Source organism: Flintibacter sp. HCN-6482 (assembly GCF_037892565.1).
Lineage (GTDB): Bacteria > Bacillota > Clostridia > Oscillospirales > Oscillospiraceae > Lawsonibacter > Lawsonibacter aceti.
Genome location: NZ_JBBKBK010000001.1, coordinates 857,621 through 880,620 on the forward strand (window position 1 = coordinate 857,621; position 23,000 = coordinate 880,620).

A 23,000-nucleotide genomic window follows, 5' to 3' on the forward strand; every position below is an offset into this window, starting at 1 on the left:
ACACACCGTTATTGGTGTGTCCCTTTGTCTATAGGAGGCTACCATGGAGAAAATAAGAACAGTTGAATTATTTGCTGGTGTTGGCGGCTTCCGATTAGGTCTGGAACAGGCTTCAGAGCGATTCCAGACAGTGTGGGCCAATCAATGGGAGCCGTCGACGGAGGATCAATGGGCATTCAGGTGTTATGCAAAACACTTTGGCGAATCTCATAATCATGTATGCAAAGATATTGCAGCAATCGACAAAGATAAAATTCCTGACCATGATTTACTGGTAGGTGGCTTTCCGTGCCAAGACTATTCTATTGCGAAAAAAGGGGCAAAGGGCATTGAAGGTAAAAAAGGTGTGCTATGGTGGCAGATAGACGAAATTTTGGATAAGAAAAGACCTTTGTATGTATTACTGGAGAATGTGGATAGACTGATCCGTTCTCCCGCAAAACAAAAAGGCAGGGACTTATCTATCATTCTCAGGTGTTTTTATGAAAAAGGGTATGCAGCAGAATGGCGTGTAATCAATGCAGCTGATTACGGTCAGGCCCAGCGGCGTAGACGTACTTTCTTATTGGCATATCATAACGATACGGAAATTTTTAAGCAATTTGCAGAAGAGACTTGTCGATATGGTGTGAAAAGGATGCATACCCATGTTATGACCGATGGGGTCTTGGCAAAAGCATTCCCTGTCAGTGGACATGGGAGGTCTTATTTAGATAACTGGATTGATGAGTTCAGTTATGAAGATATGGCAAGTCTATCAAGGGAACAGTCTGTATATTTTTATAACGCTGGTGCCATGATGAATGGACGTATCTATTCGGTGGATGTGGTGCCGGAGATAGAACATTGCATCCCTATCCGGGATATTTTGCAGGATGGAGAGATAGACAGTCGTTACTTTATCAAGGAAGAGGACCTGCCCCGTTGGCGCTATATGAAGGGTGCTAAAAACGAACTGCGTCATAGGAAGGACGGAAGTACCTACTGTTTTTCAGAAGGCGTAGTAGCCTTTCCAGAACCCTTGGATAGGCCGTCCAGAACGATGTTGACCAGCGAATCGAATGTCAGCCGAACGTCCCATGTGGTCGTAGATCCACAAACGAAGAAACTACGTACCTTGACGCCCGTTGAATGTGAACGATTGAATGGCTTCCCTGACGGGTGGACCGAGGGTATGCCGGAGCGAATGCGATATTTTACGATGGGAAATGCGTTAGTAGTTCCTTTAGTTAGTGCAATCGGAAAAATAATCAATGATATAACTTGATCTTTGGTAAATTACATGATATCATATAGAACACAAGTTGGTTTTAAGGAGGGGAGAATGTGGGGACCATCAATCTATACAGAATAGATGAGGAAAAGCAGGGACTTTTTCTTCAAGAATTGGCGCAAAAAATGGAACTTAGGGACACTATCTTTTTGGAATCAGAAAATGAAACTGGGATGGTAGAAAATTTTGGCCTGACCTTATATTTGTCTCGTCCAGGAGAAAATAAAGAGATTGCCTGGAATTGGGTACTGGAAGAATTTCATGAGCAATCAATAGAAATATCAACTGCACCAAAGGGGATTATTATCGTAGAAAAAGACGATGGAATAACATATGCAGTAACATTTGGCCATTCATAGAAGGGAATCTATTGACGGCAATTGCTGAAAATCCAACGCAAGTTAACATATCTGAGTTGGATATTATCGGTGTAACAGAAATTTTCAACCACAATGACGGAGAATTTCAGTTGAGTTACAGAGGACAGCAAAAAAATATTTCATCTCTCTCAAATGCGGAAATTGAAAAATTTTGCGATGAAAACGGTTGGGATTATAGTCGAACTCTGCTGAATATTTCTGTGATAAGCTTATATAATGGACATTCAGTTGTAACGAAGAAGGTAAGGGATCTAATCGATTACACAGATGACGGACAAAAATGTCTATTATCAAAAGGAACTTGGTATCAATATAATGATGATTATTTGTCTTATCTGAGAGACTCAATTGCTGAAATAGAAGTAAAATATAATCCTGCATTTGATTTTTCGAGGGAGCAACACGATAATTTCATAAACCAGAAATATGAAGAAGAGAAAAATGAGCCTCGTTATCAGGGACAGGATGAGACAGCCATAAAAATAGCGCTGAAACAAAAGTATTATGCAGAGAGAGCGTATAACTTGCTACGAGAGCAAGAAAATGGATTTCAGAACTATGACCGTGTTGATGTGAAAATAGGCGACTGTAATATTGAGGTCATGGACTTATACAAAGATGGAATGATGTGTGCGGTGAAAATAGGTAGCGCATCTTCTAAATTGTGTTACGCTGTAGACCAATCTTTGACTGCTCTTAAGCTGTATAAAAAAGGAAACTTGCCTAATGTCCCTAAAATCAATACGGTAGTTTTGTGGTTCGTTTTAGAAACACAGACACATATCGAAGATGTGGATGGGCGGCCGCAGTTGAATCAGCTGGATATGCTCATGCTCAAAAACAGATTGGATCAGTGGAAGAAAGAAGTAAGATTGCAAGGATTTACCCCTATGATTTATATCAATTATAGATTGAACTAAAAAATCTGTGGCAACACTATGGCAACACAAAATCAGATAGCCTATCCTATTCCGATAATGAAGATAATAGTGATATGAGAAGCAATTTCCACTAACTAAAAACGCTTAGTTTCTCGCAAACAGGAGCGAGTGTAAATGTGGATACGTGCATATTCCTTTGTAACCTCTGCACTGTGGGATGGCTCATACCATGCTTTTCCCGCAAAGTATATGTTGTCACCCGTTTATCTGACATAGTTTTCCATAGAGGACTGTATTGAATCATAGCAAAAAGGCCCCTTTTATTGTATTACCTCTTTACTCTTGTGTGTTCGCACATTGAATGGCGGCTTCAATAATCTCAATAACATATTTCCGTTTCGCCTGTGGTATAGCATCTAACTTGGATAAAAGATATCCATAGCCCTCCGACATATCGCCAAACAGCAGATAGTCACATGATATTTTAAGCGCAACAGAAAACGCTCTTATAGATTCGGATGATAATCCGGAACGGCCACGCTCTACTTCCTGAATAAAATTGGCACTGTAACCAGATAGACTCGCCAGCTGTTCTCGTGTCAGTTTTTGTGCAAGTCTTTGTCGTTTGATTCTGGCACCAACTTCAAGATTTATATTTTTCAATGCTCTCGGCACAGTGTTACACCGCCTTTTAATAAGAGTGTAGCCCCTAATTGCCTTAACGAAAATATATACAAGTTTGTAATTTAATTACTAGCAATACACCGATTTTTATGGTATGATATATACAAATAAAAAAGACAGGTACAACAATCAGTAACCTGTCTTTACTCATCAGCCGAATCTTCATCGGTTGAATCTTCAAACGAATAGTCATTTAGCGCTTGAAAATCTAAAAATTCAGCTACTGTCATACCGAACGCCAATGCGATTTGATGAAGTGTTCGGATACGGGGATTAAACGTCCTTTTATTTACAAAATTGTCAAGTGTTGACTGACTAACCCCGCTCATCTCTGATAGACCGTTAATAGATATGCCTTTTGATCGACAAAGTGTCAAAATCCTATCTACAAGAATTTGCGCATACTCATAGTCTATTTTTGCTATCTGAAGCCCCTCCTCACCCTGAGTAGTGTCTTCATGATAGCAATAATAATACTTTGAATTACCTGTATTCGAGTAATCAAAGAAAAAACTCCCTAATCAAATTACATTTCAGTTAAAGGATAAAATACCATGTCAGAAAGTTCAATTAAACTTGAGGAACTCCCGTTCAGCTTTCAGGGGGTGGAGGAGAAATATGGCTCTCTCATCGACGCTGAGGAACTGTGCCCTGGGGTATACTACGCCTCCGCCAGATTGTTGGAGCGTTATACCTTTCTCGTGGCCCAGTACATGGTCGTGACGGCCAGCTCCCCAGCTATCTCGTCGGAGGCCAGGGCCTACGGCGCCCCCCTGCCCGACGGCGCCCTGATCTTCGAGGCCAACGACTATTACGACAAGGGCCAGCACGTGGTCCGGTATGAGGCCCACAAATATCTCGCTGACCACGGCCTTCCTCTACCGGAAGCGGAATCTCTGCTGGGGGACCGGGTCTTTGGGATGGAGGTCTGCCCTGAATATTTCGGCCAGCTCCCGGTCCCCACGGACACACCCTGGGGACCGCCTCTCCGCCACGACCGCTTGGGGAACGGGCTCTACTGGCTGGAGACTGAGTACGCCGGCTGGGTGCTGGCCCTGGCCTACCCCATCCGTGAAGATCTGATGTTCCACACCAGGGTCTTTGCCGCCCTCATGCCAACCGACCGGGAACGGGGGCTGGACAATACCTTCGGCTACTGCTTCTATCCCTTTGAGGTGAGCTGCATCCCCCTCTTTGAGCTGCTGGAGTACGGGGAGCGGGACTGGGCGGACAAAATCGACATCGCCGCCCTGAAAAACGCCATCCTGAAATTCTACCCCGACTATCTCAAGCCCGACCTGTATGAGCGCCAGAATCCGCCGAGCATAGCGGCCACTCCCGGCGCCGGGACGGACTTTTACCGCTTCCCGGCCTGAACCCAGCACGAAAAAGGCGGCCTCCCATGGGAGGCCGCCTTGAACCCAATTTCCTCTATATCCCAACTGCCCGGGGCGCCCCAACGGGGCGCTCCGGGCAGTTTTCCGCTCTATTTCTCTCTATTGGCGCTGGCCGGGCATCTCCCAGGCCTTGTGGTCGGTGTGAAGCAGCTCCTCCGCCTTCTGACTCAACGGGGCGCCCAGAAAGTCCCGGTACAGGGCTTGGACCTGGGGGTTCTCGTGGGAAAAGCGGATGGGCTCCGCCCGGTCCAGGTCGTACAACCGCTGGCCCCGGACGCCATACAGCTCCTCGTCCTCTACGGAGATGGGCTGACCGCCGCCGCCCACACAGCCGCCGGGGCAGGCCATGACCTCCACAAAGTCGTAATGGACCTTGCCCGCCTTCAGCCGCTCGATGAGCTTTCGGGCGCTGCCCAGGCCGCTGACCACGGCGCAGCGCACAGGGGTGCCGGCCAGCTCAAAGGCGGCCTCCCGCAGTCCGGGCCCGGTACGGACCGCCGCGAAGGCGTCCGGGTCCGGGTTTTTCCCTGTGAGCACATAGGCCGCTGTCCGCAGGGCCGCCTCCATCACGCCGCCGGTGGCCCCGAAGATAACTCCGGCCCCGGTGTGGACGCCCAAGGGGCTGTCCGGCTCCTCTTCCGGCAGGAGGGCGGGGTCCAGCTTGTCGGCCCGGAGCATACGGACCAGCTCCCGGGTCGTGAGAACCAGGTCCACATCCGGGCGGCCGTCCACCGCCATGGTAGGCAGCTCACTCTCCGCCTTTTTGGCCACACAGGGCATGATGGACACGCAGAAGATTTTTTCCGGCGCTACCCCCAGCGTTTGAGCAAACCAGCTCTTAGCCACGCTGCCAAACATCTGCTGGGGCGACTTGGCGGAGGAAAGCTGATGGGTCAGCTCCGGGTATTGGCTCTTCAGGAACCGGACCCAGCCGGGGCAGCAGCTTGTGAACATGGGCCAGCGGGTCAGCCCCCCGGCCTGGAGGCGGTGGAGGAACTCGCTGCCCTCCTCCATAATGGTCAGGTCGGCGGCAAAGTTGGTGTCAAACACATATTGGAAGCCCAGCCGCCGCAGGGCGGCGGCCATGCGGCCCATGGTGGCCTCCTCCCGCTTCAGCCCAAATGCCTCGCCCCAGGCGGCACGGACGGCGGGAGCCACCTGGACCACGGTAATCTTGTCCGGGTCGGCCAGGGCGGCAAAGGCCCGCTGGGTGTCGTCCCGCTCCCGCAGGCCGCCCACGGGACAGTGGGTGATGCACTGGCCGCACAGGGCACAGTCCGAGTCCTTAATGACCCGGTTGTCCGACACGTCGATGGTGGTGCGGCCGCCGGTGCCCGCCAGGTCCCAGATGGACAGGGACTGGACCTTGTCACAAATCTGGATGCAGCGCATGCATTTGATGCACTTATTATAATCATGGTACAGGGGGAAGGTGGTGGTCCAGGCCCCCCGCAGTCCCCGTGGCAGCTGGCTCTCATAGGGCAGGGACAGGATGCCCAGGTCATTGGCAATCGCTTGAAGCTGGCAGTTCCCGCTGCGGACGCAGGTGGCGCACTTGCAGTCGTGCTGGGACAGAATCAGCTCCACATTGGTCCGCCGGGTGGTCCTGGCACGGGGGGAATTGGTGTGGACCACCATTCCCTCCTTCACCGGGTTGTTGCAGGCGGTGACCATGGCCCGCTCCCCCTCCACCTCCACGCAGCAGACCCGGCAGGCAGCGATCTCATTGATCCCCTTCAGGTAGCACAGGTGGGGAATACGGATGTGGGCCGTTTTGGCGGCCTCCAGGATGGTGGTGCCCTCCGGCACCTGGACAGTCAGTCCGTCAATGGTCATCGTCACCATTCCGTGTTCCTCCCTCCCTTGAAGATACCGTAGCCGAAGTGGTCACAGCGCAGACAGCGGCTGGCCTCCTGCTGGGCCTCCTCCAGTGTCATGCCCTCCTTGAGCAGAGAGAAGTCCCCGCTGTAACAGGAGAGATGGCGGTTTTTCAGATTCACCCGGCCGCAGGGCGGGGTGTTGGTCATATGGGCCGGCGGGATCTCCACATCACAGCGGATCTTGTGGTCAAAGCCCAGATAGTTGTCAATGTTGGCGGCGGCCACCTTTCCGGCGGCCACGGCCCGAATCACGGTGGCTGGGCCGGACACGGCGTCGCCGCCGGCAAAGACGTTGTCCACGCCTGGGACCGAGCTGGTCAGGTCGGTCTGGATGGCCCCCCGGCGTGTGGCAATGCCCACCGCCTCGAAGGGCTGGGCCTCGATGGCCTGGCCGATGGCCACGATGACGTAGTCGCAGGGGATGCGGAATTCCTTTGTCTGGGCGCCGGCCGGAGTGGGCCGGCCATCCCGGCCATAGCGGCTGATGATTTGGGGCTGTGTCCACAGGGCGGCCACCTTTCCCTCCTCGTCCGCCTCAATGCGGGCGGGGGCCTGGAGGGGCAGAATTTGGCAGCCCTCGGCCATGGCCTCCTCGATCTCTTCAGACAGGGCGGTCATGTCCTCCACCCGGCGGCGGTAGACACAGGTGACGCTGTCCGCCCCCAGGCGCAGGGCGGTGCGGGTGGCGTCCATGGACACGTTGCCGCCGCCGATGACGCACACCTTCTTTCCCGTGAAGTCCGGGACCTGGCCCTCGCCAATGCCCCGGAGCAGCTCCACAGCGCTGATGACGTTTTGGGAGTCCTCCCCCTCCAGCCCCAGCTTTTTGTCGTTGTGGGCGCCGATGGCGATGTACACCGCGTCAAAACTCTTCTGGATGTCCTCCATGGTCAGATCTCTGCCAATGGACACCCCAGTATGGACTCGGACTCCGGCGGACAGGATGTGGTCGATATCCCGGTCCAGGATCTCCTGAGGCAGACGGTAGTCCGGGATGCCGTACCGCAGCATACCGCCCAGTTTGGGGCGCTGCTCATACACCGTCACCTGGTGCCCCATAAGGGACAGATAATAGGCGGCGGTCATGCCGCCTGGGCCGCCGCCTATGACGGCCACTGTCTTTCCAGTGTCCGCCGCCCGCTCCGGCGGGGCGGCAGGGGCGGCGTGATCCACCGCAAACCGCTTCAGCCCGCAGATGTTGACCGCGTCATCCACCATCCGGCGGCGGCACTGGGCCTCGCAGGGATGCTCGCACACATAGGCGCAGGCGGAGGGAAAGGGATTGTCCTTCCGGATCAGGCGGACCGCGTCGTCGTACCGCTCCTCCCGGACCAGGGCCACATAGCCGGGGACATCCACATGGGCCGGACAGACGGACACGCAGGGCACCGGGTGGCTCAGGCCGCAGATACAGCGGCCGTGGACCACATGCTCCTCATAGTCCTCCCGAAAGCCCCGCACTCCCCTGAGCACCATGTGGGCAGCCTCATAGCCGATGGCGCAGTCGGCGGAATCGGCTATGACCTGGGCAGTGCTCTCGATCAGGTCGATGGTCTCCAGCGTAGCGGTGCGGTCCAGCACCTGCTCGATCAGGATGGCCAGCTGGTTCAGCCCCACCCGGCAGGGAACACACTTGCCGCAGGTCTGGGCGTGGCACAGCCGCAAAAAATTCAGGGACATGTCCACAGGACACAGGCCAGAGGAGCTGGCACTGATCCTGCGCTCCATGTCCCGACTGAGCCACGAAAGGACGGTCTGGGCCCGCCCCGGCGTTTCGATGGACAATCGGCTCAAAGGGATCTCCTCCTTCACATCTTCTCGCTGTTCTGCAAAGCATTCCTTCCTTGTCTTTCATAGTTCGGCAAAAAGTTTCTGCTTTCCAGCGTTTTTCCTGCCTCGATTGCAAAAATCTTGACAGCTTCACTTTTCCTATATTCAAAAAAGTATCACAAGGCCCAGCCGTTGTCAATGGCAACCGGGCATTCTCTTATTTCATATGATATCATTTTTATCCGGGGGATATTTTTGTTCCAGCCTACCAAAATGAAAACCGGCCGGCGGCCGCTGGAGCGCGGACGCCGGCCGGGAACTCTCGGTCCAGTTCAGGCCTTCTGAGACAGGGCAGTACAGAAGGCCAGGGAGTGGAAGGCCACCTCTTTGTCATCACTTCTGGAGGTGAGGGCCACAGGGATTTTGGCCCCGATGACCACGCCGCAGGTCTGGGCGTGGGCGTGCATCTGCCAGCACTTGACAATCAGGTTGCCCGCCAGCAGACTGGGAACGACGATCCCGTCGAACTCCCCACACAAGGGACAGTCGTAGCCCTTCAACCGGGCGGCCTCCTTGGACAGAATCAGGTCATAGGCGATAGGGCCCACCAATTGGCAGTCCGCGATGGGGTGCCGGCAGTGCTCTCGGACCAGCTCCTGGGCCTCGATGGTGTCCTTCATATGGAAGGCGACCTTCTCCACCATGGATAGCAGGGCAATATTGGGCCTCTCATAACCCACAGTCTTCAGCATATCCACCATGTCAGCGATGATGGTCTTTTTCTGTTGAAGATTGGGCTCAATGGTGACGGTGACATCTCCGATGGCTATGACCTTGGGATACTCGGGCATACAGACCAAGTCAATGTGGGCCAGCAGCTTGTCGGTGCGCAGCCCATTCTCCGGCACCAGGAGGGGCAGCAGGAACTCCCGGGTCTGGGTGTTGCCCCGCATGAGCATATCCCCCTCGCCCCGGTTGACCACATCCACCGCCGTCTGGGCCACATTCTCCCCAGGCTGTGTGGGTACCAGGCGGTAGGGCCTGTCCTTCATCCCCAGCCGCTCCAGCATGGGGACCACCTTCTCCTCCTCGCCCACTAGGACGGGAAATACAAAGCCGGCCTCCTGAGCCATAAAGGCCCCCAGCAAGATATTCTCCGCGTCCGCACCGGCGATAACGACAGTCTTAGGCTTCTGAACGCTCTTAGCCTGCTCCACGATCTGATCAAAATTTTTCAGCGCCATGGTACACAACATCTCCTTTTTCACATCGATCCTTCGTCACAGTTCAAAAGCGGGAAACAGGGACTCTGTCTGGTCTTTTCCCCCATCTTAGCATCTTTCTTCCGCTAAAACAAGGCTTTCCAGGGATAATTGTGGGAAAAAGTTGTGATTACAAGTCCGGCGGCACTCACCGGCGGGACCAGTTCTTCCCTGGGCTTTCGCCGCGCATAAATTCGATGAGCTGCCGATGAATTGGGCTGGTCTTGTTCCTAGAGTAGGATAAATAGATGTTTCGGAATGCCTGGGGGTCGTCCAGCAGATAGAACACCACGCCACTGGTGGGAGTGACAAACTCTGGGATAGTGGTTCGCAGAAATGTGATTCCCTTTCCCTCGCACACCAGGTAATAGGCGGTCATCATCTGGCTGAGGTACAGGGATACGTTGGGGGTGAATCCGGCATTCCGGCACAGGGTCAGGCTCCGGTCGTGGACGTCGTTGTCCGGCTTGAGTAAAAGGAAAGGCTCGTCCTTGAAATGGTGCAGTGGGACTGGCGGACGCCTGTGCTCCAGCTCGTCCCGTCGGAGCAGCCCCTCAAAGGTGTATCGGTAGGGCTCCAGCCGCTGGTTGATCTCATAGTGGGCCGGAACCGCCAGGATAATCTGCTCTGACGCCCAGGGAAAGGTCTGTATGTCGCTACCAGAGGGGCACTCCGCTTCCAGCAAAAAGTCCAGCTGGCCCGCCCTCAGCTTCTCAGTCAGGCCAGAGGTAGTCCCCTCGGTGAAGGTTAGGGTGACCTGGGGGTACAGAGCGCAGAAGTCGGTAAGCAGCTTAGGCAGCACATAGGTACAGAAAAACATAGAACTGCCAATGTGCAGCTCCACATTGTTGACGCTGCGCATCTCGTTGAAATGCCGCTGCATCTCCTCCTCGATGGCCATAATGCGCTCGATCTGCTCAATATAGTACCGCCCCGCATCGGTAAGACTGATAGGGTTGGTGCTCCGGTCAAAGAGGGGGATCTGGAGCTGCTGCTCCACCTTTTTCACTGTGGCACTCAGCCAGGGCTGGGACACATATAGTTTTTTTGCCGCCTTGGAAAAGCTCTTCTCCTGATATATGGCGTAAATGTACTCTTTATAATCCGTCATAGCAGCCCTCTATAAGGAAAATCATATAGCGCCTTCAACGATTTGCTATTTTACATCGCGGCCGGCACCTGCTAGAATTATATCAGAATGTCCCCCTGTCCAGCAAGAGGATTCCTCTCCGCGGCGGGTACAATTTAACATTTTAAGGGAGAATCATCGCTATGGAACTGAAAACTTCAGCCAGAATGGACCAACTGGCCCCCTCCGGCATCCGCAAAGTCAATGAGAAGGCTCTGGCTATGGAGCGGGCCGGGGAGCATGTCATTCATTTTGAAATTGGCCGTCCCGATTTTGACACCCCTGAATATATCAAGAAGGCGGCTGAGGCGGCTCTGGACAAGGGGGACGTGTTTTACACCTCCAACTTCGGCACTCTGGAGCTGCGGCAGGAGATTGCCAACAAGCTGAAGCGGCAGAACAATGTGGACTATAAGGCCAGCGAGGTGCTGGTCACCGTAGGCCTGTCCGAGGCTGTCTTTGCTGTTCTGGCCGCTATTCTGGACGAGGGGGACGAGATCCTGGTCCCCGACCCTGCTTGGCTCAACTACCACAATGTGCCCCGTATGTTGGGCGCCGTCCCCGTCACCTACTCTCTGAAGGAGGAGAATGGCTACCAAATGGACCTGGCCGAGCTGCGCTCCAAGGTGACGGACAAGACCAAGGCCGTGGTCATCATCACCCCTAACAATCCAACTGGCGGCGTTCTGTCCCAGGATACCCTCCAGGGCCTAGCCGACCTGGCCATCGAGAAGGACCTGTTAGTCATCTCCGACGAGGTGTATGAGCGGCTCATCTACGATGGGGAGAAGCACATTAGCATCGCCTCCCTGCCGGGCATGAAGGAGCGGACCTTCACCATGAACGGCATGTCCAAGGCCTACTCCATGACCGGCTGGCGCCTGGGCTATGTGGCCGCCCCCGAGGCCTATATCGCGGTCCTCAACAAGTTCCACCAGCATAACACCACCTGCGCCCCCTCCTTCGTCCAGACGGCCTCTGTGGCAGCTCTCCGTGACGAGAAGAACGAGGTCAACGACATGGTTAAGGAGTATCAGCGCCGCCGGGATTATGCCGTCAAGGCCATCAACGACATTCCCGGTTTGAGCTGTCTGTGCCCCAAGGGCGCCTTCTACATCTTCATCAACTGCAAATCCCTGGGAAAGCCCTCCGCCGAGCTGGCCTCCTATCTGCTGGATGAGGCCAAGATCGCCCTGGTTCCCGGCGATGTCTTTGGTCCCGGCGGAGAGGGATATCTCCGCCTCTCCTTCGCCAACAGCTATGACAATATCGTGGAGGGCTGCAAGCGGCTGGCCCAGGCTGTGGCTAAACTGCGGCAGTAAGTCTTCCCGATGGAACAAACTGCACAAGAGAGCGCCCAAAAGGGCGCTCTCTTTTTCCGTTCAGAGGAGGGAAAGGGAGAGGCACGGCCTTGCAAAAAGCCCTCCTTTCCATTACAATGACGTTAGGAGAAGATTAACCGATTCGTGATAGCAGACCGTTTCAAAAGAGGGGAAACTTGGATGGAAACGACAGTGCAGCGGAAGACTCTCAATGACCTGGCTCCGGGCCAGAGCGGCACGATCCTGTCTGTGGGCAATCAGTCCGGGGCAGTGAAGCGCCGGCTAGTGGATATGGGGCTGACCCCCGGCACCCAGGTGAAGGTAAATAAAATCGCCCCTCTGGGCGACCCCCTGGAGGTGTCCCTCCGGGGCTATGAGCTGTCCCTGCGCCGGGCGGACGCCGAACAGATCGTCATAGGGCAGCCCCGCCTGCGGCGGGCCGGAGGGACCACCCTCCAGACCGGTCCAGATCCCGAAGCCGCCCGCCGGCAGCTGCGGGACCACGAGCATGAGCTGGAGGCCCACGGCGGCCGCTATGACGCCGCCGCCCACGACAGTCGGTCTATGCGTGTGGCTCTGGCTGGCAATCCCAACTGCGGCAAGACTACTCTGTTCAACGCCCTCACCGGCTCCAACCAGTATGTAGGAAACTGGCCCGGTGTCACCGTGGAAAAGAAGGAGGGCACCGCCCGTTTGGGCGATAAGTCCATGACGGTGGTGGACCTGCCTGGCATCTATTCCCTGTCCCCCTATTCCATGGAGGAGATCGTAGCCAGGGATTTTATTATCGGCGAGGCGCCGGACTGTATCATCGACATCGTAGACGCCACCAATCTGGAGCGCAATCTGTACCTCACAGTCCAGCTTCTGGAGCTGGAGCGGCCCATGGTGGTGGCGCTGAACTTTATGGACGAGGTTGCTAAACGGGGCGACCAGATCGACGTGGCCCGGCTGTCCAAGGAGCTGGGTATTCCCGTAGTCCCTATCACCGCCCGAACCGGCGAGGGGCTGGACACCTTGCTCCACACCGCCCACCGTCAGATGCACCTGGGCTTTACAATCGAACCTGACGATTTGTACGACAGCTTCACCCATGACATCCACCACCGGATGGGCGAGCTGATCCACGACTACGCCTACGCCGCCGGGCTGCCCGCCCACTGGGCCGCCATCAAGCTGCTGGAGGGAGACGACATCGTAGCCAAGGCCCTGAAGTTGCCCGCACGGGTGTCCGGCCTGCTGGATGCGGTAGTGGCCGAGTACGAGGGATCCAGTGACCTGGGCGACCGGGAGACCCTGATTGCCGACAGCCGTTACCAGTACATCGAAAAGGTGGTAGCCGCCTCTGTGGTCAAGGGCGGCCGTCCTGGCGAGCTGACCTTCAGCGAGAAGGTGGATAAGGTGGTCACCCACCGCCTGTTCGCCATTCCCCTGTTTCTGTTGACTATGCTGCTTATGTTTGTCGTCACCTTTGGTCCCTTTGGCTCCTGGCTGTCCAACGGGGTGGGGGCCGCCGTGGACAGTCTATCCGGCTGGCTCTCCGGGGCGCTGTCCGGGGCGGGAGTGTCCCCGGTCCTGGTGTCCCTGGTGTGCGACGGCATCATTGCCGGGGTGGGGGGCGTGCTCACCTTTCTGCCCCAGATCGCCCTGCTCTTTTTCTTCCTGTCCTTCCTGGAGGACTCGGGCTATATGTCTCGGGCCGCTTTTATCATGGACCGCCTGCTCCGCCGGTTCGGACTGTCTGGAAAGGCGTTCATCCCCATGCTCATGGGCTTTGGCTGCTCGGTGCCCGCCATCATGGGGGCCCGGACCATGGAAAACGAGAAGGACCGGAGGATGACCATTCTACTGGTTCCCTTCATGTCCTGCTCGGCCAAGCTGCCCGTCTACGGGCTGCTATCCGCCGCCTTCTTCGGCCCCTACGCCGGACTGGTGGTCTTTGGGCTGTATCTCATCGGCATGGCGGCGGGCATCCTGTCCGGCCTGTTCTTTAAAAAGACCCTGTTCGCCGGGGAGCCCGCCCCCTTTGTACTGGAGCTGCCCCCCTATCGCCTCCCCTCCCTGTCCAATATGCTCACCCATGTGTGGCAGAAGGTGCGGGGCTTCCTCATCAAGGCAGGCACCCTCATCCTTCTCATGTCCATGGTGCTGTGGCTGCTCCAGTCCTTCGACTTCTCTCTGCGCATGGTGGAGGACGCCGGCCAGAGTATGCTGGGTACTCTGGGCTCCCTCATCGCCCCCATCTTTGCCCCCTGCGGCTTCGGCCACTGGCAGGCCGCTGTTGCCCTGCTCACCGGGCTTGTCGCTAAGGAGATGGTGGTGTCCTCCCTGTCCATGTTCTACGGCTTCTCCCTCACCGCCTCCAGCGGAGCGGTGGCAGCGGCCATGGCTGGCTTCACCCCCCTGTCCGCCTTCTCCATGCTGGTGTTCATTCTGCTGTACGTCCCCTGTGTGGCCGCCGTATCCACCCTGTTCAAGGAGATGAACAGCCCCAAGTGGGCCTGGTTCTCCATCGCCTGGCAGGTAGGCTGCGCCTATGTGGTATCTCTGCTGGTGTATCAGGCGGGCAGTCTGTTTTTCTAAATGGTGGGAGCGGCCGAAGGCCTCTCTGACCTCTCGATCTAGGAGGAATCTGTTATGGTAAAACTCATCTCGCTGGACCTGGACGGCACGCTGCTGGATCCACAGGGCCAGATCACCCCGGCCTCTAAGGCGGCTATCGCCCTGGCCCGGGCCGCTGAGATTCGGGTAGTGCTGAATACTGGCCGTCCCATCCCTGAGGCCTGCTTTTTCGCCAGGCAGGCCGGGTGTGATGATCTGGTATCTGCTTTGGGAGGGGCGGCGCTGGCGGACAGCTCCACTGGCCAGGTCCTCCAGCGCCAGGACCTGCCCCAAAACACGGGGCGGAGGGTGCTGGAGCTGTGTCTGGGCCGGCGGATCGAGCTGATGATCTTCGCCGGGGAGGAGATCGTCCTGGACCCCTTCTCCAAGGAGTCCCTGCTGCGGACCTATCCCTATCCAGTCTTTCATAACAACGCCGTGGTGGTGGAGGACCCCCTGGCCTATCTGGAGGAGCACCGCCTGCCCTTGACCAAGGTACACGGGGACTGGAATCAGCCGGCTTATCCCTTGGAGGAGCTGCGGGCCCTGGACGGGTTGGAGCTGACCTCCTCCAACGACCATGACTTCGAGGTGGTGCCCGCCGGGGTGGATAAGGGGGTTGCTCTGGCCCAGCTGGCCCAGCGGTACGGCGTGCCCCTGGACCAGTGCGCCGCCGTGGGGGACAGCGACAACGACCTGGCCATGCTCCAGGCGGCTGGCGTTCCTATCGCCATGGGCAACGCCTCCCAGTCCGTCAAGGACCTGGCCCTCCGGGTCGTTGCGGACAATGGACAGGACGGTGTGGCTGCGGCTATTCTGAACTGCCTGGACCCGAAACTTTCTCCATCCCTTTAATCGTCGCATCGTGCCGCCGGAGCTCCGGCGGCACTTTTATATTTTCCTCTTTTCTTTGAAGGGATTAAGGACGCGGCAGCTTTTTTAAGGAAAATACCCTTAAATCCCACCCTTTCCCTTACCATCTGGTATCATGTTCTACCAGGAGGTGATTTTATGTACAGAGGTCCCCATGTAGACGATCCGAAAAAGTCGGTGGCCGTCGTTCTCCCACTGGACCGCTACCAGGCGCTGGCCCGTCTGGCGGAGCAGAACTCATACAGCCTTCCCGCCTATATCCGCCAGGTGCTGCGGAACCATATCCACTCCCTGGAGGGGGAGCCATAAGGCCGAAATTCCCGCCCGGTTTCACCGGGCAGGAATTTTTATGCCCTCTCCCCCACTGGAATACAAATTTCCCCTTGACCTTCCACCTGCTGGACGGTATAAACTGTCACGGCAGCGGTGGGACAAATTTTAATGAAATTTTCATCTATTCTTTCAATGGATATAAACTTTGTCCCGTACAATGGAAGCACACAGGGACACCCCGGCGAAACCGGCCCTCGGGCCATGAAGATAAGGAGTTTTTTTATGGACGCGACACAGGTCAGCACACAGGAGGAGATACAGCTCCCACAGGAGCCGGGGAAGAAGGGACCTCTTTTTCCAGTCCCCCGGAAAAAGAAGAAGTGGATCAAGCGGGGGGCCATCCTCCTTGTAGTCCTTCTAGCGATATGGTGGTTTTTCCTCCGCCCGTCGGGCGGAGGGGGCGGCGTCAGCGCCGCCGGGCAGTACATTCCTGTTCCCGCCTCTCTCCAGGATCTGACGGTGGCGGTGGACGGCTCCGGGGCGGTGACGCCCATCGAGTCCTATCAGGTGGGCGCCCTGGTCAGCGGCGAGGTGCTTGCCGCCCCCTTCGAGGTGGGCGACTGGATTGAGAAGGGAGATCTGCTCTATCAACTGGATGCCGGGGACGCGGAAATCGGTCTTCAGCAGGCCCAGTTATCCCTGCGTCAGGCCCAGCTCAACTATGATGAGCTGCTCTCCGGCATGAGCCCAAGCGCCTCCGCCGCCGGGGTGGTCCAACAGGTCCACGTCCAAAAGGGGGACTTGGTCTCTCCCGGCACCCCTATTGCCGACGTGGCGGACAACTCCACCATGACCTTGACCCTCCCCTTCCAGTCGGCGGATGCCTCCAGCCTGTCCCCCGGTCAGGGGGCCCAGGTGACCATCGCCGGCACCATGGAGGTGCTGTCCGGCACAGTGGAGTCCATCTCCTCCGCCGAGCTGGTGGGAAATGGCGGTGCTCTGGTCCGGCAGGTGAAGATACGGGTGGATAACCCAGGCGCTCTAACCTCCGCCAATTCGGCCACCGCCACTGTGGGGGACATCGCCTGTGCCGGAAGCGGCTCCTTTGAGGAAAATACGCGCCAGACCGTGGTGGCCCAGACCTCCGGCGAGGTGACTGCCGTCCACGTCACCGCTGGCAGCAGGGTGTCCGCCGGTACTGCCCTGGTCACCCTGGGGGGCGATGGGGCCCAGAGCGCCCTGGAAAACAGCGCCATCTCCGTGGAAAATGCCCAGCTGGCCCTCCAAAGGGCCCAGGACGCCCTGGAGAGCTACACCATCACCGCCCCTATCTCCGGCACGATCATTGAGAAGAACTATAAGGTGGGTGACAAGGTAGACGGCATGGACGCCGGCTCCCTGGCCATTCTCTATGACATGAGCAGTCTGAAGCTGACCATGAACATCAGTGAGTTGGACCTGAACCAGGTCCAGGAGGGTCAGGAGGTAGACATCACCGCCGAGGCGCTGCCCGGACAGGTCTTTCAAGGCGTAGTGGACCGGGTGTCCATCAACGGCACCACCACCAACGGCTTTACCACCTATCCCGTCACCATTCTGCTGCGGGAGTTCGGCGACCTGAATCCAGGCATGAACGTGTCCGCCGATATCGTTGTCGAGCGGACCACGGGCGTCCTCTGTGTCCCGGTGTCCGCCGTCAACAGCGACGGCACTGTGCTGGTAGCCGGACCGGGCACACTTTCTGAGGATGGCCTCACCATAGCCGATCTTTCCAAGGCGGAGCGCCGCCCTGTGGAGCTGGGACGGAGCAACGAGGAGTACATCGAGATCACTTCCGGACTGTCTCAGGACGAGGTGGTGCTGGTTCCTGACCAGGCCACCGGCTCCATGGGCGCCGTTGCGATGGGAGGCTGACCGGCTTGGAACATCTCATCGAACTGAAGGACATATATAAGATCTATCCGATGGGGGAGGAGACAGTCCATGCCCTGGATGGGGTGAACATCACCATCGACCAGGGGGAGTTCGTGGCCATTGTAGGCTCCTCCGGTTCAGGCAAGTCCACAGCTATGAACATTATCGGCTGCCTGGACGTGCCCACCTCCGGCACCTACCATCTGGGGGGTGTGGATGTGTCCACCATGGAGGACGACCAGCAGGCGGACATTCGCAACAAGATGCTGGGTTTTATCTTCCAGCAGTACAACCTGATCCCCAAGCTGTCTGTGCTGGAAAATGTGGAGCTTCCCCTGCTCTACGCCGGCGTGCCCGCCGACCAGCGTCGGGAGCGGGCCATCCGCTCTCTGGAGCGGGTGGGACTGGCGGACAAGAAAAAGAATCTGCCCAGCCAGCTCTCCGGCGGCCAGCAGCAGCGGGTATCCATCGCCCGTGCCCTGGCCGGGGACCCCTCGGTCATCCTGGCTGACGAGCCTACTGGAGCCCTGGACTCCAAAACAGGCCGGGAGGTACTGGGCTTTTTGAAAAAGCTCAATCGGGAGGGGGACACGGTGGTCCTCATCACCCACGATAACTCCATCGCCGTCAAGGCGGACCGCATCATCCGCCTTCAGGACGGCAAGGTCATCTATGACGGGGACGCCCACGATCCACGGGCGGTGGTCCAGCCCGACGCGGCGGACGAGGAGGTGGAGGCGGTATGAACTATGGACAGTCCTTCCGCCTGGCCATCAAGGCCCTGGCCACCAGCAAGATGCGCTCCCTGCTCACCATGCTGGGCATCATCATCGGCGTGGCCGCCGTCATCATTATCCTGGCCCTGGGCAACGGCCTGACCGGCATGGTGCAGCAGCAGGTGGATAAGCTGGGGGTCAACATGATGATGACCTATGTCTGGGGACGAGGGGATGGGTCCACCTCTACCCTGGACCCCCAGGATATGTATGATCTGGTGGAGGAAAACCCGGACGTGCTCTCCGGTGTTTCCCCCTATGTGGACGCCCAGGCCACCGTCCGCAAGGGGGACGAAAAATTTGACAAGACCTCTCTCTACGGAGTCAGCGAGGTCATGTTCAACAACAGTACCAAGGGCACCATCGACGGCGGGGAGAAGCTGGGCCAGGGACGGTTCCTCTCCTGGCTGGACGTGGAGCGGCGAAGCCAGGTGTGTGTCATTGGAAGCTATCTGGCGGAAAACGCCTTTGGGGGCGACGCCCTGGGCCAGACTCTGACCATCAACGGTCAGGCTTACACTGTCATCGGCGTGCTGGAGCAAATCCGGGAGAACATGGAGGAGGGCGGCCCTGACGACCAGGTGTACATCCCCTATGAGAACGCCCTGGAGATGCTGGGCACCCGGAACGTGACCTTGTATATGTTCACCAGCACTTCCGGCGAAACAGCGGCCGCCGCGCGAATGGTCATCGACAGTATGCTGCTGGAGTATTTTGACGGGGATTATGACGCCTTCTACACCCAGACCATGGCGGAGCAGGCCGAAATGATCAACCTGATGATGGGGGTGGCCATGGGGGTACTGGTGGCCATCGCCGCCATCTCCCTGTTAGTAGGGGGCATCGGCATCATGAACATCATGCTGGTATCCGTCACCGAGCGCACCCGTGAAATCGGCATTCGGAAATCTCTGGGCGCCAAACGGCGGGACATCCGCCGCCAGTTCGTCATCGAGGCCGGGACCACCTCCGCCATTGGCGGGCTGCTGGGCATCGGCCTGGGCTGTCTGCTGGCGATGGGACTGGGGGCATTGTTCGGTGGGATGCTGTCCGCCCAGATGGGCGGCGCCGTCTTTAACGCCACTCCTACTCTGGGCGCTATTGCCATCAGCTTCGGGGTGTCTGTGGGCATCGGTGTCCTGTTCGGCTATCTGCCCGCCAACAAGGCGGCCAAGCTGAATCCTATTGACGCGCTGCGATATGACTGATAAATTAGAGACAGAAGAAGCGCGGCGGTCCCTTTCTAACGGTCGTTTTTTCCTTAGGGCCCCGTTGGACGCTCAATCTTCTGACCTCTGATGAAAAAAGGAGCCATTAAAATGAGAAAAAAATTCACATCCGCCCTGTTGACCGCCTGTCTGGTGCTGGGCTTGGCTCTCCCCGCTCGCGCGGCAAGCCAGCCCCAGCAGGAGGAGGCCATCCAAGTGGTCAACGCCCTAGGCATCATGGTGGGGGACACCAATGGCAACATGAATTTGTCCAGCCGGGTCACCCGTGCGGAGTTTATCACCATGGCTGTCAAAGCCACGCCCGGCGGGGAGCAAATCGGTCAGGCCGCCACCTCCCCCTACCCCGATGTCCCACGGAGCCACTGGGCCTCCGGCTATGTGGAGGCGGGAGTGGCCGCTGGACTGGTATCCGGCTACACAGACGGTACTTTCCGCCCCAACCGGGAGATCAGTCTGGCCGAGGGCGTGACCATTGCCCTGCAGCTTCTGGGTTATGGCCCCAGTGATTTCTCAGGCGCCTACCCCACCGGACAGCTTGCCATGTATCACAGTCTAAAGCTGGACCAGGGTGTGACCGCTGCCGGGCCCTCTACCCTTCTGACCCGGCAGGATGCCATGTACCTGTTCTATAACCTGATGACCGCCAACACCAAGGAGGGGCATCCCTACCTGGAGAGTCTCGGCTATTCCCTCAACGCCGCTGGTGAAATCGACCTGGTGGCCTTGATCAGCGGACAGATGGAGGGCCCGGTGGTCGCACAGGGGAACTGGCAGTCCTCCCTCTCCTTTGACCCGGCCCAGGCCAAGGTTTACCGCAACGGCGGCGTGTCCACGCTGTCTGCCATTCAGAACTACGACGTGGTCTATTGGAACCGGGCCATGCGCACCCTGTGGGCTTACTCCGACAAGGTAACAGGCACGATCCAGGCCCTGGAGCCCAGCGCCTCTAACCCTACCTCTGTCACGGTATCTGGAAGGACCTGCACCATTGAAACCTCCTCTGCCGCCTATTCCCTTTCCACACTGGGAGAATATGCTCTGGGCGACACAGTGACCCTGCTGTTGGGACGCGAGGGGGGTGTGGCCGCTGTGATAGGGGCCCTATCCGCCGATGAGAGCCAGCAGGTGGGCGTGGTCACCTCAGTGTCCAATTCCTCTTACCCCGATGGCAAGGGCGGCACCTATCAGGCCAAAACTGTGACGCTGTTGTCCACGGATGGCCAGACCTACCGCTATCAGACCACCAGCTCTGTCAAAGAGGGAGCCCTGGTCCGAGCCGCGGTGGATGACCAAGGAAAGGTGACCCTGAAGGGCCTGACCAGCGCCTCTCTCACCGGCAAGGTGAACGCCGCCGGCACCAAGCTGGGCAGCCACCCCTTTGCGGAGGGTGCAGAGATTCTGGATGTCAGCGATGGGCAGGGCGCGCGGATCTATCCCAGCCGTCTGGCCGGACTGGAACTGACCGACAGCATGGTCAAGTACCACTCCCTAAACGGCTCCGGTGAAATCGAGACACTGGTACTCAACGATGTGACCGGCGACGCTTACCGGTACGGCATCCTCACCCGCATGGAGAGTACGTCTGCCGGGGAATTTTCCTCCTATTACAGCTACGAGCTGGATGTAGGAGGACAGCAGATCTCCCTTCCCCAGAGCACGACCCGCTACCCTGTGGAGCGGGGGCCGATCCGCATTAAGGGCGACCCTGCCCATCCTGACGGGCTCTACTCCCTGACACTCGCCGGCAAGGGCGAGGCCAGCGGGGGCCAGTTCCTGTCCGGTTCCAAGGGATATACCCTCTCCGACAATCTGATGGTCTACGAGTACCAGGACGGGGCGTACTATTTGTCCACCCTGGCCAGAGTCCAGGGCGGCCGCTTTGAGCTAAGTGGCTGGTATGACAAGTCTGAATCCTTGGGAGGCCGTATCCGGGTCATCGTAGCCCGAAGCATCTAACTAAAACAGAAAGACCGCCCCGGCGCCTTTTCAGGCGCCGGGGCGGTCTTATTTGTCACATGGCAGGAGTGGTATCGGAAACATAGGTCTGTTCCAAGCCGAGATCCAGCTCCAACAGGAAATTCAAGTCATCCAGGGCCAGGTACAGCTCCCCCTCCAGCATCAGCGCCGGGGCGGACAGTTCTACCCTTTGGCCGTCCCGCTGACTGTTCTGGCCGGTCGTCAGCGTATACCAGTGCTCCCCGCCGTACAGGACGACTTCCTCCCCGCCGAATGTGGTTCCGACCCGCCACCCCAGCGCCTGGGCCAGACGGCCGGCAGAGAGGTAAACTCTGCCCTCCAGCATCAGAGCGCCGGAGCCCAGCTCCAGCTCCCGTCCCTGTATGTACAAAGCCGGCACGCCATTTGTGCCCTGGACAGGGAGGCGGGCCACATATTCCTCATAGGTCAAGTCCCGCTCCATACAGAGCTTGGCAATGTCCTTGCCCACATAGCGGTAATGCCAGGGCTCAAACCGGTAGCCGGTGATCCGCTCCTTCCCCTCTGGATAGCGGAGGATAAATCCGTACTCCGCACAGTGCTCTACCAGCCAGGCGTAGGTGGGCGTGTTCTCAAAGTGGGCCTGGACGCTGGCGGTATTGATGTCCAGTGCCAGTCCGGTCTGATGCTCCGAGGAGCCTGGACGGGCGGAATAGGTGTCCGCCAGGCTCTGACCATCCTGGGACACATATCGGTCATATACCCGCTCCTGTGTCCCATAGGAGCGGTAGGAGGATACGTTCCACAGCCGAATCCCCTCCGTCCGGGCCTGGTCCGCCATGGCCTTGAACTGCTCCCAGGCCTCCCGCTGGAGATAAGCTGTCCCATAAGTATAGGCTGTCCCCATCCGGACCAGATCAGGTTTATAGTCCGGGCTGAGTTGGTGGTACTTATTGACCAGGACGGTCTGGCTGTCCGGGTCCTCCACCATCTGGATTCCCTGATAGAATGGGCGGTCCAGGCCGATATTCACCTCGGTCGCCACCTGTTCTGTGGTCAGCTCCGGGTGCCGCTCCACGTAGTCCAGATAGCGGCCCATATTTTCCACATGGCAGTAGGGCAGGACCAGCAATTCCAATTCCCGCTGGGACAGCGCTCCCTCCATCAGCCGGTGATAGAGCTCTCGGTCCAGGCGGCTCCAAACCTGGGCGATTTGATCCCGCTCCAGCCCCCTCCGGGCCAGCAGAGCGGACACATCCCGATAGGCTGCCGCCGGGTCGCCGTTGTCCAGCACCAGGGGCGAGGGATCCCCAGGCTCCTCTGGCGGTATGGCAAAGACCACCGCCGGGAGCAAAAATACCAAAAGTCCAGCCGCCAACATCCTGGACAGGCGGCCCTTCGGGAAAAAGCTGCGCATGGTG

20 protein-coding genes are annotated in these 23,000 nt (G+C 57.6%); 12 read left to right on the forward strand and 8 right to left on the reverse strand.

The annotated features are described in order from the left end of the window. The first annotated feature begins 43 nt into the window (after positions 1-43). Genes dcm through WKS99_RS04310 form a run of 3 tightly spaced genes read left to right on the forward strand, consistent with a single transcriptional unit; the run spans position 44 to position 2,573 of the window. A complete protein-coding gene (gene dcm, locus WKS99_RS04300; RefSeq protein ID WP_186852328.1) occupies positions 44-1,267 on the forward strand; it encodes a DNA (cytosine-5-)-methyltransferase in 1,224 nt (407 codons plus the stop codon). A gap of 59 nt (positions 1,268-1,326) precedes the next feature. After that, on the forward strand, positions 1,327-1,632 hold the full coding sequence (locus tag WKS99_RS04305) for a hypothetical protein (protein WP_186852329.1): 306 nt from the start codon (positions 1,327-1,329) through the stop codon (positions 1,630-1,632). 11 nt (positions 1,633-1,643) lie between these two features. Next, positions 1,644-2,573 (forward strand): DUF6119 family protein, encoded by a 930-nt coding sequence (locus WKS99_RS04310; protein WP_340405381.1) that lies wholly within the window; start codon positions 1,644-1,646, stop codon positions 2,571-2,573. A 91-nt stretch (positions 2,574-2,664) separates the two neighbouring features. Here the strand turns inward: WKS99_RS04310 and WKS99_RS04315 are convergent, their stop codons facing one another. From WKS99_RS04315 to WKS99_RS04325, 3 genes are all read right to left on the reverse strand, one after another. Beyond that, positions 2,665-2,838 carry a helix-turn-helix domain-containing protein gene (locus tag WKS99_RS04315; RefSeq protein WP_186852331.1) on the reverse strand — a complete coding sequence of 58 codons (174 nt, stop codon included), beginning with the start codon at positions 2,836-2,838 and terminating at the stop codon, positions 2,665-2,667. A gap of 32 nt (positions 2,839-2,870) precedes the next feature. Then, a complete protein-coding gene (locus WKS99_RS04320) occupies positions 2,871-3,209 on the reverse strand; it encodes a helix-turn-helix domain-containing protein (RefSeq protein WP_340405382.1) in 339 nt (112 codons plus the stop codon). A gap of 152 nt (positions 3,210-3,361) precedes the next feature. Next, positions 3,362-3,595, reverse strand: a complete 234-nt coding sequence (locus tag WKS99_RS04325; RefSeq protein ID WP_207721903.1) for a helix-turn-helix domain-containing protein — start codon at positions 3,593-3,595, stop codon at positions 3,362-3,364. Positions 3,596-3,772: 177 nt separating this feature from the next. Here WKS99_RS04325 and WKS99_RS04330 point away from each other — a divergent pair, with 177 nt between their 5' ends. Next, positions 3,773-4,594, forward strand: a complete 822-nt coding sequence (locus WKS99_RS04330) for a hypothetical protein (protein WP_340405383.1) — start codon at positions 3,773-3,775, stop codon at positions 4,592-4,594. A gap of 120 nt (positions 4,595-4,714) precedes the next feature. Here WKS99_RS04330 and WKS99_RS04335 read toward each other — a convergent pair whose 3' ends face one another. From WKS99_RS04335 to WKS99_RS04350, 4 genes are all read right to left on the reverse strand, one after another. Beyond that, positions 4,715-6,460 (reverse strand): NADH-dependent [FeFe] hydrogenase, group A6, encoded by a 1,746-nt coding sequence (locus WKS99_RS04335; protein WP_340405384.1) that lies wholly within the window; start codon positions 6,458-6,460, stop codon positions 4,715-4,717. Beyond that, positions 6,454-8,289 carry an NAD(P)-binding protein gene (locus WKS99_RS04340; RefSeq protein ID WP_340405385.1) on the reverse strand — a complete coding sequence of 612 codons (1,836 nt, stop codon included), beginning with the start codon at positions 8,287-8,289 and terminating at the stop codon, positions 6,454-6,456. Before WKS99_RS04340 ends, WKS99_RS04335 begins: the two co-directional genes overlap by 7 nt. 308 nt (positions 8,290-8,597) lie before the next feature. Beyond that, positions 8,598-9,509: a phosphate acyltransferase gene (locus WKS99_RS04345; RefSeq protein WP_186852336.1), complete on the reverse strand. Its 912-nt coding sequence runs from the start codon at positions 9,507-9,509 to the stop codon at positions 8,598-8,600. Positions 9,510-9,675: 166 nt separating this feature from the next. Then, a complete protein-coding gene (locus WKS99_RS04350) occupies positions 9,676-10,638 on the reverse strand; it encodes a LysR family transcriptional regulator (protein WP_147572762.1) in 963 nt (320 codons plus the stop codon). Between the two features lie 161 nt (positions 10,639-10,799). On the opposite strand from WKS99_RS04350, the gene WKS99_RS04355 reads away from it, so the two are divergent. From WKS99_RS04355 to WKS99_RS04390, 8 genes are all read left to right on the forward strand, one after another. Next, the gene (locus tag WKS99_RS04355; protein ID WP_147572764.1) at positions 10,800-11,978 is read left to right on the forward strand and encodes a pyridoxal phosphate-dependent aminotransferase; all 1,179 of its coding nucleotides are present in this window, start codon (positions 10,800-10,802) and stop codon (positions 11,976-11,978) included. A 180-nt stretch (positions 11,979-12,158) separates the two neighbouring features. Next, positions 12,159-14,561 carry a ferrous iron transport protein B gene (gene feoB, locus WKS99_RS04360; RefSeq protein ID WP_262669009.1) on the forward strand — a complete coding sequence of 801 codons (2,403 nt, stop codon included), beginning with the start codon at positions 12,159-12,161 and terminating at the stop codon, positions 14,559-14,561. 54 nt (positions 14,562-14,615) lie between these two features. Further along, the gene (locus WKS99_RS04365) at positions 14,616-15,434 is read left to right on the forward strand and encodes a Cof-type HAD-IIB family hydrolase (protein WP_186852338.1); all 819 of its coding nucleotides are present in this window, start codon (positions 14,616-14,618) and stop codon (positions 15,432-15,434) included. A 156-nt stretch (positions 15,435-15,590) separates the two neighbouring features. Then, the gene (locus WKS99_RS04370) at positions 15,591-15,761 is read left to right on the forward strand and encodes a hypothetical protein (protein ID WP_186852339.1); all 171 of its coding nucleotides are present in this window, start codon (positions 15,591-15,593) and stop codon (positions 15,759-15,761) included. A gap of 246 nt (positions 15,762-16,007) precedes the next feature. After that, positions 16,008-17,639 (forward strand): efflux RND transporter periplasmic adaptor subunit, encoded by a 1,632-nt coding sequence (locus WKS99_RS04375; RefSeq protein WP_186852340.1) that lies wholly within the window; start codon positions 16,008-16,010, stop codon positions 17,637-17,639. 5 nt (positions 17,640-17,644) lie between these two features. Next, positions 17,645-18,385 (forward strand): ABC transporter ATP-binding protein, encoded by a 741-nt coding sequence (locus WKS99_RS04380; RefSeq protein ID WP_147572772.1) that lies wholly within the window; start codon positions 17,645-17,647, stop codon positions 18,383-18,385. Continuing rightward, positions 18,382-19,623 carry an ABC transporter permease gene (locus tag WKS99_RS04385; protein ID WP_240288674.1) on the forward strand — a complete coding sequence of 414 codons (1,242 nt, stop codon included), beginning with the start codon at positions 18,382-18,384 and terminating at the stop codon, positions 19,621-19,623. The genes WKS99_RS04380 and WKS99_RS04385 overlap by 4 nt, the downstream gene beginning before the upstream one ends. Positions 19,624-19,734: 111 nt before the next feature. After that, on the forward strand, positions 19,735-21,600 hold the full coding sequence (locus tag WKS99_RS04390; protein ID WP_340405386.1) for an S-layer homology domain-containing protein: 1,866 nt from the start codon (positions 19,735-19,737) through the stop codon (positions 21,598-21,600). Between the two features lie 55 nt (positions 21,601-21,655). Here the strand turns inward: WKS99_RS04390 and WKS99_RS04395 are convergent, their stop codons facing one another. Beyond that, a complete protein-coding gene (locus WKS99_RS04395; RefSeq protein WP_340405387.1) occupies positions 21,656-22,996 on the reverse strand; it encodes a D-alanyl-D-alanine carboxypeptidase family protein in 1,341 nt (446 codons plus the stop codon). Positions 22,997-23,000 lie beyond the last annotated feature (4 nt).